General features: G+C 73.1%; 11 protein-coding genes and 1 riboswitch. Of the genes, 10 read left to right on the top strand and 1 reads right to left on the bottom strand.

From position 1 onward, the window contains the following. Positions 1-25 precede the first annotated feature (25 nt). Positions 26-225, top strand: a riboswitch (cobalamin riboswitch). A gap of 54 nt (positions 226-279) precedes the next feature. From F0U44_RS16500 to cobC, 10 genes are read left to right on the top strand one after another with little or no spacing between them, the layout of a single operon-like run. Next, the gene (locus F0U44_RS16500; protein WP_246160573.1) at positions 280-1,101 is read left to right on the top strand and encodes a ferredoxin-like domain-containing protein; all 822 of its coding nucleotides are present in this window, start codon (positions 280-282) and stop codon (positions 1,099-1,101) included. After that, the gene (locus tag F0U44_RS16495) at positions 1,080-1,778 is read left to right on the top strand and encodes a precorrin-8X methylmutase (protein ID WP_149729461.1); all 699 of its coding nucleotides are present in this window, start codon (positions 1,080-1,082) and stop codon (positions 1,776-1,778) included. Before F0U44_RS16500 ends, F0U44_RS16495 begins: the two co-directional genes overlap by 22 nt. Further along, the gene (gene cobJ, locus F0U44_RS16490; protein ID WP_149729460.1) at positions 1,775-3,319 is read left to right on the top strand and encodes a precorrin-3B C(17)-methyltransferase; all 1,545 of its coding nucleotides are present in this window, start codon (positions 1,775-1,777) and stop codon (positions 3,317-3,319) included. Before F0U44_RS16495 ends, cobJ begins: the two co-directional genes overlap by 4 nt. Beyond that, the gene (gene cbiE / locus F0U44_RS16485; RefSeq protein ID WP_306461719.1) at positions 3,307-4,509 is read left to right on the top strand and encodes a precorrin-6y C5,15-methyltransferase (decarboxylating) subunit CbiE; all 1,203 of its coding nucleotides are present in this window, start codon (positions 3,307-3,309) and stop codon (positions 4,507-4,509) included. The genes cobJ and cbiE overlap by 13 nt, the downstream gene beginning before the upstream one ends. After that, a complete protein-coding gene (gene cobM, locus F0U44_RS16480; protein ID WP_149729459.1) occupies positions 4,506-5,249 on the top strand; it encodes a precorrin-4 C(11)-methyltransferase in 744 nt (247 codons plus the stop codon). The genes cbiE and cobM overlap by 4 nt, the downstream gene beginning before the upstream one ends. Then, positions 5,246-7,183 carry a VWA domain-containing protein gene (locus F0U44_RS16475; RefSeq protein WP_246160571.1) on the top strand — a complete coding sequence of 646 codons (1,938 nt, stop codon included), beginning with the start codon at positions 5,246-5,248 and terminating at the stop codon, positions 7,181-7,183. The genes cobM and F0U44_RS16475 overlap by 4 nt, the downstream gene beginning before the upstream one ends. Beyond that, positions 7,180-7,806: a 5,6-dimethylbenzimidazole synthase gene (gene bluB / locus F0U44_RS16470; RefSeq protein WP_149729458.1), complete on the top strand. Its 627-nt coding sequence runs from the start codon at positions 7,180-7,182 to the stop codon at positions 7,804-7,806. Before F0U44_RS16475 ends, bluB begins: the two co-directional genes overlap by 4 nt. Continuing rightward, on the top strand, positions 7,806-8,402 hold the full coding sequence (cobO, locus tag F0U44_RS16465; protein WP_149729457.1) for a cob(I)yrinic acid a,c-diamide adenosyltransferase: 597 nt from the start codon (positions 7,806-7,808) through the stop codon (positions 8,400-8,402). Before bluB ends, cobO begins: the two co-directional genes overlap by 1 nt. Then, complete coding sequence (locus tag F0U44_RS23585) at positions 8,399-9,748, top strand: cobyrinic acid a,c-diamide synthase CobB (RefSeq protein WP_246160569.1); 1,350 nt, start codon at positions 8,399-8,401, stop codon at positions 9,746-9,748. The genes cobO and F0U44_RS23585 overlap by 4 nt, the downstream gene beginning before the upstream one ends. Then, entirely contained in the window at positions 9,741-10,751 is a 1,011-nt protein-coding gene (gene cobC / locus F0U44_RS23580; RefSeq protein ID WP_246160567.1) for an Rv2231c family histidinol phosphate aminotransferase CobC, read from the top strand. Before F0U44_RS23585 ends, cobC begins: the two co-directional genes overlap by 8 nt. Here the strand turns inward: cobC and F0U44_RS16450 are convergent. After that, entirely contained in the window at positions 10,735-11,973 is a 1,239-nt protein-coding gene (locus tag F0U44_RS16450; RefSeq protein WP_246160565.1) for an MFS transporter, read from the bottom strand. The two genes, cobC and F0U44_RS16450, sit on opposite strands and share 17 nt — an antisense overlap. Positions 11,974-12,056: the final 83 nt, after the last annotated feature.

The raw sequence follows: 12,056 nt of genomic DNA, 5'->3' as shown, positions 1-12,056 counted from the left end.
GCCTCCGCACGGGTCGCGCCGGGTTGGTAGGGTCGCAGGGCCAGTCGACCTCCATGCAGATGGCGGTCAGGGAACCCGGTGAGAGTCCGGGACTGACGCGCAGCGGTGTGGGTGACGGGCGGGGCATAGATGTCACTGGGACTCAGCTTTCGGGCTGGGACCTGGGAAGGCGCCCCGTGCCGAGTGATCCCGAGTCCGAAGACCTGCTGGCCCTTGCGGTAGCCGCCGCGAGGTCATCCGCGGGCGACGCGTAAAGCCCGAGACCTTGCGAGGAGCGCCGTGAGCGCTATCGATCTCGGGCCGTCCGCCACGGCGCGGACGCGCCCCGACCGGTGCCCCGGCGTGCTGCGTCCGTGGCCCGCCGACGACGGTGCGCTCGTGCGGATCCGGGTGCCCGGCGGGCAGCTGGACACCGCGTCGCTGGTCGCGCTCACCGCCGTCGCCGCGGAGTACGGCGACGGGCGGGTCCGCGTCACCGGCCGGTCCAACCTGCAGCTCCGTGCCCTCCCCCGGGTCGACGCGACGTTGCCGACTGAGGTCGTCGCCGCGATCGAGGCGACCGGCCTGTTGCCTTCCCGAGCCCACGACCTCGCCCGCAACGTCCTCTGCTCGCCGCAGACGGGTCGCGCGGGCGGACTCGCCGATCTTCGTCCGGTGGTCGCCGACCTCGACCGCGCCATCTGCGCCTCCCCCGCCCTCGCCGGCCTGCCCGGGCGGTTCCTCTTCACCCTCGACGACGGACGTGGTGACGTCCGCGGTCGCCACGTCGACCTCGGCCTCGACGCCCTCGACGAGTCTTCCGCTCGCCTGCGGGTAGGCCCGGGGCTCGCCGACATCCTGCGGCTGGACGAGGCGGCCGGCGTACTGGTGGAGCTCGCGGAGGAGTTCGTGCGCAGTCGCGGCGACGCGCCCGACGCGCCGTGGCACCTCGACGAGGACTTCGCACGTCAGGACCGCACCGACGTCCCCCTGCCCTACGGCCCCGTCCCCGGCGGCGACCACGTGGCCGTCACCGACGGCATCGACCCGACGACGGCGGCCACCTGGGCCGCCCAGACCTCCCAGGTGGTGATCACCCCATGGCACGGCGTACTGATCTGAGCCCGACGCTCCCTCCGACCCTGAGTCCCCCGCCGCGGCTCTACGACTACGTGGCCGACGGCCCGGCGATCTACGTCGACTCGTTCGCCACGATCCGGCGCGAGTCCGACCTCTCCCGTGTGCCACCCGAGGCGGAGAAGGTCGCCGTACGGATGATCCACGGCAGCGGGCAGACCGACCTGGTCAAGGACCTCGTCATCCACCCCGACCTCGCGCGCGCCGGGCGCGCAGCGCTGGCCGCCGGAGCCCCGATCCTCTGCGACGCGCGGATGGTCGCGATGGGCGTCACGGCCGGCCGGCTGCCGGCCGGCAACGAGGTGCTCTGCTTCCTCAACGACCCGTCCGTGCCGGACATGGCGGCGGCTTGGCGGACCACCCGCACCGCTGCAGCGGTCTCGCTGTGGGAGCCCTACCTGGAGGGCGCCGTGGTCGCGATCGGCAACGCGCCGACCGCGCTCTTCCACCTCCTCGAGATGCTGGTCGCGGGCGGCCCGCGCCCGGCAGCGATCGTCGGTTGCCCGGTCGGGTTCATCGGCGCACGCGAGTCGAAGGAGGCGTTGGCCTCCCTCGCGACCGACCACGGGATCGACGTCCCGTTCGTCACGGTCCGGGGTCGCCGCGGCGGTTCGGCGATGGCCTCCTCCGCGATCAACGCACTCGCCCAGGAGGCCGAATGAAGGGGCGCTTCTCCGTCGTCGGCATCGGCCCCGGCGACCCCGAGCTGATCACCCGCAAGGCCGCACGCATCATCGGCGAGGCCGGCGTCGTCGCCTACCACGCGGGGGTCCGCAAGCAGTCCCACGCACGGCGCATCGCCGCTGACCTCATCCCGACGGGCGCCGTCGAGGAGGAGCTGCGCTACCCGGTCACGACCGGCACCACCGACCACCCCGGCGGCTACGTCGGCGCGTTGGCGGACTTCTACGACGAGTGCGACGACCGGGTCACCGCTCACCTCGAGGCGGGTCGCGACGTCGTCCTGCTGGCCGAGGGCGACCCCCTCTTCTACGGCTCCTCGATGTATCTCGTCGACCGCCTGCGGGACCGGTTCGAGACCGAGGTCGTCCCGGGAGTTCCGGCCTACGTCGCTGCCACCGCCGGGCTCGCCCTGCCGCTCGTGCGACAGACTGACGTGCTGACCGTGCTGCCCGGCACCCTGCCCGAGCCCGAGCTCGCGCGCCGCCTCGCCGACACCGACGGGGCGATCATCATGAAGCTCGGACGGACCTTCCCTGCCGTCCGCAACGCCTTGGCGGCCGCCGGTCGCCTCGAGGGTGCCCGCTACATCGAGCGTGCGTCCATGCCCGAGGAGCGCTGGCTCCCTGTTGCCGAGGTCGACCCCGCTACCGTCCCCTACTTCTCGCTGATCGTCGTGCCAGGCGACTCGGGGCGAGAGGCGACGGGCGAGCGGATGCGGAAGACGGATGCCTCGGTTTCGAGGCTCGCTGCGCTCGCACCTCACCCAGCGGACGCCCGCGAGACCAAGGCCGCCGAGCTCCTCGTCATCGGGTTGGGTCCGGGACCGGACGGCTGGCTCACCCCGGAAGCCTCTGCAGCACTGGCCGAGGTCGACCACGTGGTCGGCTACGCGCCGTACGTCAACCGGGTCCCGCAGCGTGCGGGCCTGACGCGCCACGCCTCCGGCAACACCGTCGAGGTCGACCGAGCGCGCTTCGCGCTCGACCTCGCACAGCAGGGCGAGCGGGTCGCGGTGGTGTCCGGCGGCGACGCGGGGGTGTTCGGGATGGCCGCGGCGGTCTACGAGGCGGCCGAGGGCGAGCAGTACGCCGACGTGCCGGTTCGTGTGCTCCCCGGCGTCAGCGCGATCCAGGCCGTCGCGGCCCGGGCGGGCGCGCCGATCGGTGCGGACTTCGCGGTGGTGAGCCTGTCCGACCGGCTCAAGCCCTGGCCGGTGATCGAGCGCCGTCTGCGGGCGATCGCCGAGGCCGACCTGGTGCTCGGCATCTACAACCCGGCGTCACGCTCGCGGCGCGAGCAGGTGGTCGAGGCCCAGAAGCTGCTCCTCGAGCACCGCTCCCCCGACACCGTCGTGATCGTCGGGCGCGACGTCGGCCGCGCAGAGGAGTCGCTCGAGGTCACCACCCTCGCCGCCCTCGACGCCGACTCGATCGACATGAAGTGCCTGCTGCTGATCGGCGCGTCGACGACGCGGGTGACGCGGTCCGGTGCCGTCTGGACGCCGCGGTGGGTCGAGTGATCCGGGTCATCGGCATCGGCGCCGATGGCTGGTCCGGCCTGGCCGACGGGGCACGGGAGCACCTGCGTGCCGCGGAGGTCCTGCTCGGCGGCGACCGTCACCTCGACCTGGTGCCGCCCGTCGAGGGCCAGGTCCGTCGGGCGTGGCCGCGGCCGTTGTCCGACCTCCCCACCCTCCTCCAGGAGTACGACGGTCAACGGATCGTCGCCCTCGCCTCCGGCGACCCCTACCGCTCGGGCATCGCCACCACCCTCGGCGCGCTGGGCATCGCGGTGGAGGCCCACCCGGCCGTCTCGTCGGTCAGCCTGGCGCGAGCCCGGATGCGCTGGTCGGCCGAGTCGTCGGAGGTGGTGACCCTGGTCGGACGCGACGTCGACACCCTTCGCCGCGAGCTCGCTCCCGGTCGGCGGCTGCTCGTCCTCTCGTCCGACGAGACCACGCCGTCCATAGTTGCGAAGCTGCTCCGCGAGGAGGGCCTGACCGCGAGCCGGATGACCGTCCTGGGCGATCTGGGCTCGGCCGAGGAGACGCGGATCGACGGCACGGCTGACGACACCTGGACCGATGGCCTGCCCCGGCTCCACGTGCTCGCCCTCGACCTGGACGGTCGCGCCTCCGACACCACCTCGTGGGCCCCCGGACTCCCGGACGACGCCTACGAGCACGACGGGCAGCTGACCAAGCGCGACCTCCGGGCGAGCGCGCTCTCCCGGCTGGCCCCACGACCACACGCGCTCCTCTGGGACATCGGCGCCGGAGCGGGATCGGTCGCGATCGAGTGGCTGCGCGCCCACCCGCTGACCGAGGCGGTCGCGGTGGAGAGCAACGTGGAGCGCGGTGAGCGGATCGTCCGCAACGCCGCCCGCCTCGGCGCTCCTCGCCTCCAGGTGGTGACCGGTCGTGCCCCCGAAGCCCTGGTCGGGCTGCCCACGCCCGAGGCCGTCTTCGTCGGCGGTGGCGCCAGCGAGCACGTCCTTGCGCTCGCCCTCGACGCGCTCGCGCCGGGAGGGCGGTTGGTCGCCCACGGCGTCACCCTCGAGACCGAACAGCTCCTCGCCTCCTCCTACCACCGGCACGGAGGCGAGCTGACCCGCATCTCGGTCGAGCACGCGGCCCCGCTCGGTGGCCGCACCGGCTTGGAGCCACTCCGGACCGTCACCCAATGGACCTTCCAGAAGGAGGCACGATGAGCGTCCACTTCGTCGGCGCCGGTCCCGGCGCAGCCGACCTGATCACGCTGCGCGCCGCCCGCCTGCTCGCCGAGGCTGACGTCGTCCTCTACCCGGGCACCTACATCGACGCCGAGGTGCTCGGCCACTGCCGCCCCGATGCCCGGCTCGTCGACACGCAGAAGCTCGACCTCGACGAGATGACCGCCGTCATGGCCGACGCCCACGGTGCAGGCCTCGACGTCGTACGCATGACGTCGGGTGACCCCTCCCTCTACTCCGCGCTGCACGAGCAGGGACGACGCCTGGACGCGGCCGGGGTGCCGTGGGACGTCACCCCCGGCGTGCCCGCCTACGCCGCAGTGGCCGCGCTCATCGGCCGCGAGCTGACCGTCCCGCTGGTCGCCCAGTCGGTCGTCCTCACCCGCACCCAGGCGCGCTCGACGGCGATGCCGGAGGGCGAGTCGTTGTCGGCGTACGCCGCCACCGGGGCGACCCTCGTGCTGCACCTCGCGATCACCCGGACCCGCGACCTGATGGCGGAGGTCGCGCCCCACTACGGCACCGACTGCCCGGTCGTCGTCGTGCACCGCGCGACCCAACCCGGCGAGGTGGTGCTGCGCGGCACCGTCGGCGACATCGCCGACCAGGTCGAGGCGGCCGGCCTGCGCCAGGCCGCGGTGATCCTCGTCGGCCGCGCTCTCGCCGATGCCGGCGCGGGCGAGTCCTGGCTCTACTCCGTGGGAAGGACCCGCGCATGACACCGTCGCAGCGCAGCTATCCCTTCAGCGCCGTCGTCGGCGCCGATGTCGACGCACCCGGCGGGCCCGACCCGATGGCGCTCGCCCTGATCCTGACCTCGATCTCGACCGAGGTCGGCGGCGTCCTCGTGCGCGGCGAGAAGGGCACGGCGAAGTCCACGATCGTGCGCGCGTTGGCGGCCGTGCTGCCGCCGGTCGAGGGTCACCAGCCGCGCCTGGTCGAGCTGCCGATCGGGGCAACCGAGGACCGCGTGCTCGGCTCGATCGACCTGGAGAGCGCGCTCTCCGAGGGCCGGGCTGACTACCAACCCGGCCTCCTCGTGAAGGCCCACCGCGGCATCCTCTACGTCGACGAGGTCAACCTGCTCCACGACCACCTCGTCGACGTGCTCCTCGACGCGGCCGCGATGGGGCGGGTCACCGTCGAGCGCGACGGCATCTCCGTCGAGCGCGACGCCCGCTTCGTCCTCGTCGGCACCATGAACCCGGAGGAGGGTGAGCTGCGCCCGCAGCTGCTCGACCGGTTCGGGCTGACGGTCGAGGTGGCGGCGCCGCGCGAGCCCGCGCTGCGCGCGGAGGTCGTACGACGACGCATGGCCCATGACGCCGACCCCGACGCCTTCGCTGCGGCCTATGCCGACAGCGAGGCAGCTCTCGAGGCACGGATCGCGGCCGCCCGGAAGAGCCTGCCCGAGGTCGTGCTGTCCGACGCGGCTCTCCTGCGGATCGCGGAGGTCTGCGCGGCGTTCGAGGTCGACGGTCTTCGCGCCGACATCGTGATGGCCCGCACGGCCGTGGCCCATGCCGCGTGGCAGGGGCGGGAGGTCGTCGTGCTCGAGGACATCGAGGTCGCCGCCCGCCTCGCCCTCCCCCACCGACGGCGGCGCAACCCGTTCGACAGCCCCGGCCTCGACGACGACCTCCTCGACCAGGCGCTGGGCGAGGACGACCTCGACCCCGAGCCGGACCCGGATCCGGATCCGGATCCAGATCCCGACGGTCCTGGCGATCCTGGTCCAGGCTCGACGGACGACGGGACGTCCTACGACGCGCACCCTCCACATTGCGAACCGCATGACGCTCCTGACGACGCCAGCCCCTCCGCGCCGACGGGAGGCACGACGGCGACCGCTGCGTCGCCGTACCGGACGAAGAAGTTCGCGGTCCGCGGCATCGGCAGCGGTGAAGCGGGCCGCCGATCCCGTGCGATCACCGACACCGGCCGCCGAGTCGGTGCCGAGCGGCCCACGGCCGGCGGCGGATCCCTGCACCTCGTCGAGACCATCCGGGCGGCGATCCCCCACCAGCACGCCCGCGGGCGGACCTCGGGGCCGCTGCGGCTCACGACCGAGGACCTCCGCGTTGCGGTCCGCGAGGGACGCGAGTCCAACCTGGTGCTCTTCTGCGTCGACGCCTCGGGGTCGATGGCGGCACGGAAGCGGATGGAGCAGGTGAAGACCGCCGTGCTCAGCCTGCTGCTCGATGCCTACCAACGGCGCGACAAGGTCGGACTGATCACGTTCCGGGGCGACCAGGCCGACCTCGCCCTCCCGCCGACGAGCTCGGTGGACATCGCAGCAGCGCGACTCGAGGGGCTGCCGGCGGGTGGGCGCACGCCGCTCGCCGAGGGGCTCCTGGAGGCGACGAAGATCCTCGAGCTCGAGCGGATCCGCGACCCACGGCGCCGCGCGCTGCTCGTGGTCGTGACCGACGGTCGCGCAACCGCGGGCAAGGACGCCGTCGAGCGCTCACGAGCGGTCGCGGCCGGACTCGCCGCGACGGGCGTCGCCTCGATCGTCATCGACTGCGAGAGCGGCCCGATGCAGATGGGGCTCGCCCGGGTGCTCGCCGACGTGCTCGGCGCCGAGCACGTCCCCGTCGCGGAGGTCAGTGCCGAGGCCCTGGTCGCCGTCGCCCGCGGGAGGGCGGCATGAGCACCGCGCTCTATGACGTCATCGCCCGGCGCCGTGACGTCCGAGCCGAGTTCACGGGCGAGCCGGTGCCCGACGACCAGCTGCTGCGGGTCCTCGAGGCCGCCCACCGGGCGCCGAGCGTGGGCATGAGCCAGCCGTGGGACTTCGTGGTCGTGCGCGACCAAGCGACCCGTGGGGCCTTCCGCGACCACGTCGCCACCGAACGGGACACCTTCGCTGCGTCCCTCCCCGAGGAGCGGCGCGGCACCTTCGACAAGATCAAGATCGAGGGCATCTGCGAGTCGTCGATGGGCGTGGTCGTCACCCACGACCAGCAGCGCGGCGGCACCCATGTGCTCGGTCGGCACGCGATCGCGGACACCGGGCTCTTCTCGACCGTGCTCGCCATCCAGAACCTCTGGTTGGCCGCGACCGCCGAGGGCCTCGGCGTCGGGTGGGTGTCCTTCTACCGCGAGGAGTTCCTGGCCGACCTCCTCGACATCCCCGAGGGCGTCCGGCCGATCGCCTGGCTCTGCCTGGGCACGGTCTCCCACCTGGAGACAGTGCCCGATCTCGAACGGCACGGCTGGCGCGCCCGCCGACCGCTCACCGACGCGATCCACCACGAAGGCTGGAGGGCCTGATGCCACAGGGACAGCCACTCGTCACGCCGGAGGACGGACTCTCCACGAAGCAGCGCCGCAACCGGCCGCTGGTGATGGTCCACACCGGCGACGGCAAGGGGAAGTCGACCGCCGCGTTCGGCCTCGCCCTGCGCGGCTGGAACCAGGGCTGGAGCATCGGCATCTTCCAGTTCGTGAAGTCGGCCAAATGGCGGCTCGGCGAACAGACCGCCTTCGAGCAGCTGCCCGCGGGTTTCGGCAGCATCGAGTGGCACAAGATGGGCTCGGGCTGGTCGTGGTCGCGCAAGGGCGGTAGCGAGGACGACCACGCCGCCGCAGCCGCCGAGGGCTGGGCCGAGATCAAGCGACGGATCGCCGCCGAGGAGCACGACCTCTACCTGCTCGACGAGTTCACCTACCCGATCAACTGGGGCTGGATCGACATCGACGACGTGATCGAGACCCTCGCCAACCGGCCGGGCCACCAGCACGTCGTGATCACCGGCCGTAGGGCCGACGCGAAGCTCGTGGAGGTGGCCGACCTGGTCACCGAGATGGCGAAGGTGAAGCACCCGATGGACGCCGGCCAGAAGGGCCAGAAGGGCATCGAGTGGTGACCCTCCCCCGCTTCGTCGTCGCTGCACCGGCCACCGGCCAGGGCAAGACGACCATCGCCACCGGTCTGATGGCCGCGCTGCGGCGGGCGGGTCACGAGGTCAGCGGCCACAAGATCGGCCCCGACTACATCGACCCCGGCTACCACGCACTGGCGTGCGGCCGCCCCGGCCGCAACCTCGACCCGCACCTGGTCGGCGAGTCGACCGTCGCGCCACTGCTCCTCCACGGCGCGCAGGGCGCCGACGTCGCGGTCATCGAGGGCGTGATGGGCCTGTACGACGGCCGCATCGGCACCCGCGGCTTCTCCTCCACCGCTCACGTTGCTGCGCTGACCCGCACCCCGGTCGTGCTCGTCGTCGACATCTCCCGCTCGTCACGCTCGATCGGCGCCGTCGTGCACGGGATGGCGACCTGGGACCCCACGATCGAGATCGCCGGCGTGATCCTCAACCAGGCCGGATCACCGCGCCACGCAGCCGAGGTCCGCGACTCCATCTCGCTCCCCGTCCTGGGCGTCGTCCCGCGCGACCCCGACCTCGCCACGCCGTCGCGCCACCTCGGCCTGGTCCCTGCCGCCGAGCGCGCGGAGGCCGCCGCCGTGGTCGACCGGCTCGCGGAGCGGATCGCGGAGACGATCGACCTGGACGCCGTACTCACGCTCGCGCGGAGCGCGCCGGAGTTGGACGTGGAGCCCTGGTCGCCGACCCCGCTGGTTGAGATGCGAGGCGCGCCAGCGCCGAGCCTCGAAACCAAGGCGCCCCGCGTCTCCGTCGCCGGCGGCCGCGCCTTCACGTTCCGCTACGCGGAGACCGCCGAGCTGCTCGAGGCCGCGGGGTGCGAGGTCGTGGCGTTCGACCCGGCGACCGACACCTCGCTGCCGGCTGGCACCCGCGGCCTCTACCTGGGCGGCGGCTTCCCGGAGGTCCACGCCAAGGCGCTCTCCGACAACGTCGACCTGCGCGACGAGATCCGGACGGCGGTGCTCGACGGCCTCCCGACCGTTGCGGAGTGCGCGGGTCTCCTCTACTTGTGCCAGACCCTCGACGGTGCCCCGATGGCCGGCGTCCTCGACGCCGACGCCGTCATGACCGAACGGCTCACGCTGCGCTACCCCGAGGCGACGGCTGTCAGCGACTCGCTCCTGACGCGCGTCGGCGAGGTCGTCACCGGACACGAGTTCCACCGCACCACCGTCACCCCCGGCGCCAGTGCCACGCCCGCGTGGACGGTCGAGGGAGACCAGGTCGGCTTCGCCTCGCCGACGCTCCACGCGTCCTACCTGCACACCCACTGGGCCGGCCATCCCCAGCTCGCGCGGCGCTTCGCGGAGGCCGTCCGTGGATGATCCGCTCCGGCACCCCCTCCGCCATCATGGCGACGTCGAGGTCGGCGACCTCCTCGACCTCGCGGTCAACGTCTACGCCGGCCCGCGACCACCGTGGCTCGACGCCGCGCTGCGCGCCTCTCTCAGCGAGGTCGGCGCCTACCCCTCGAGCGACCGGGCGCGCGCCGCTGTCGCCACCCTCCACGGGCGTCCCACCGACGAGGTCGTGGTCACCGCCGGCGCAGCCGAGGCCTTCACCCTTGTCGCCCGCCTGCGTCCGTGGCGGAAGGCGGTCGTGGTGCACCCGCAGTTCACCGAGCCGCACGCAGCACTCAAGCAGGCCGGCCACCAGGTCTGCGAGGTCGTCCTCGCGTCGCCCTTCACGCTCGACCCAGCTGCCGTCCCCGACGACGCCGACCTGGTGGTCGTCGGCAACCCGACGAACCCGACGGGCGTGCTGCATCCCGCCGCAGCGATCCGCGCCCTGCTCCGCCCCGGACGCACGGTCGTCGTCGACGAGGCCTTCATGGACTGCGTGCCGGGCGAGCCGGAGTCGTTGGTGCGCGATCGCCACGACGGTCTCGTGGTGCTCCGGTCGCTGACCAAGCACTGGAGCATCCCCGGCATCCGCGCCGGCTACCTCACCGGCGATCCGGCGACGGTCGCGGCGCTCGCCGCGGGCCAGGTGCCCTGGTCGGTGTCGACCACCGCCGCCGCGGCTGTCGAGGCGTGCTGCACGCCGGAGGCTGCCGAGGAGTCCCGCCGGCGGGCTGAGGAGATCGCCGACTGGCGCAAGCAGCTCGAGGCCGGGCTCGACGAGCTCGGTGTTCGCTTCCTGGAGTCGACCGCCTCGTTCGTGCTGGCACGGGTCGGCAACGGGGTGCACGCGCGACTGCGGGAGCGGGGCGTCGCCGTACGACGTGCGGACACGTTCCCCGGCCTCGACGGCTCGTGGGTGCGGATCGCCGTACGCCCGCCGGAGACGACCGAGCGGTTCCTGGAGGAGCTCAGGGCGCTGGGGTGACCACCAGCACCGGCGTGCGCCGCAGCACCAACGAGAGGACGCCGGCCACGGTCAGCAGCAACGCCACGAAGGCCGCGGTGAGCGCCCAGCCACCGCGGGCGAACGCCGCACCACCGAGGCTGCCGAACACCGACGAGCCGAGGTAGTAGGCGAAGAGGTAGAAGGACGCGGCCTGCGCGGTGCTGACTCCGCCGGCGTGCGCCCGGGCGGGCACCCAGCCGCTCGCGACGCCGTGGACGGCGAAGAATCCGACGGTGATGAGCCCGAGCCCGGCGACGACCGCCAGCAACGCGTCCGGCAACGTCACGCCCACTCCCACGATCGCGACGAAGGCGCCTGCCGGCATCACCGCACGCCGGCCGAACCTGTCGGCGAGGCGACCGAACAGCGTCGCGCTCACGGTGCCGAGCGGGTAGACGAGGAAGACCAGGCTGGCAGCCGCCAAGCCCAGGCCGAACGGCGGCTCGGCGAGCCGGAACCCGACCGCGTTGAACGCCGCGACGAGAGCGCCGACCGTGCAGGCGCCGACGCCGTAGAGCGCGAGCAGCGCCGGGTCCGACAGGGCGCGGCGCCCCATCCGGACGGCCGTGCGCACGTCGGACGGGCCGGGGCTGAAGTGACGCGAGGGCGGCAGGAGAAGACGGACGGCGACCGCACACCCGATCCCGAGCAACGCCGCCGAGACCAGCGCCCAGCGCCACCCGGCGACCTCCCCGACCGGACCAGTCACGAGCCGCCCCGCCATACCGCCGAGTGCGGTACCGCCGATGTAGAGACCGGCGGCGCGGGCGTGCGTGGACGCGTGCAGCTCCTCGCGCAGGTAGGCCGTTGCGACCGCCGGCAGACCTGCGAGGGCAACGCCCTCGAGGAACCGCAGCGCGAGCAGCGCCTCCCACGTCGGCGCGACTGCGCACGCGAGGGCGAGGGAACAGGACAACGCGAGGGAGAGATGGATCAGCTGGGTGCGACCGATCGCGTCGGAGACCGGACCCGCGACCAGGAGGGCGACCCCCAGGCCGAGCGTCGTCACCGACAACGCCATCGTGCTGGATCCGCTGGAGACGCCGAACTCGGTGACGAACTCCGGCAGGAGGGCCTGGGCGCTGTAGAGCAGTGCGAAGGTGCCCAACCCGGCAGCGAACAGCGCCCCGACGACACGGCGGTAGTCGGGCATGCCCGGGTGGTAGCCGGGTTCGGTGCGGTCGAGGGCGAGCGTGCTCACGACGCCGACTCTCCCCGGCCGGAAGACATACGTCCAATGCAATCTGTCGTCAATCTTCATGCGCTCTCTGCATGAGGTGTGCG

The organism is Nocardioides humilatus (assembly GCF_008373755.1).
GTDB classification, from domain to species: domain Bacteria; phylum Actinomycetota; class Actinomycetes; order Propionibacteriales; family Nocardioidaceae; genus Nocardioides; species Nocardioides humilatus.
Note: the sequence above shows the minus strand (reverse complement) of the source record. Positions and strands in the feature narration are given on the sequence as shown.

Coding starts and splice junctions, on each gene's coding strand:
- F0U44_RS16495 (WP_149729461.1), top strand. CDS start 1,080: ATGGCACGGCGTACTGATCTGAGCCCGACGCTCCCTCCGACCCTGAGT.
- cobJ (WP_149729460.1), top strand. CDS start 1,775: ATGAAGGGGCGCTTCTCCGTCGTCGGCATCGGCCCCGGCGACCCCGAG.
- cobM (WP_149729459.1), top strand. CDS start 4,506: ATGAGCGTCCACTTCGTCGGCGCCGGTCCCGGCGCAGCCGACCTGATC.
- F0U44_RS16475 (WP_246160571.1), top strand. CDS start 5,246: ATGACACCGTCGCAGCGCAGCTATCCCTTCAGCGCCGTCGTCGGCGCC.
- cobO (WP_149729457.1), top strand. CDS start 7,806: ATGCCACAGGGACAGCCACTCGTCACGCCGGAGGACGGACTCTCCACG.
- bluB (WP_149729458.1), top strand. CDS start 7,180: ATGAGCACCGCGCTCTATGACGTCATCGCCCGGCGCCGTGACGTCCGA.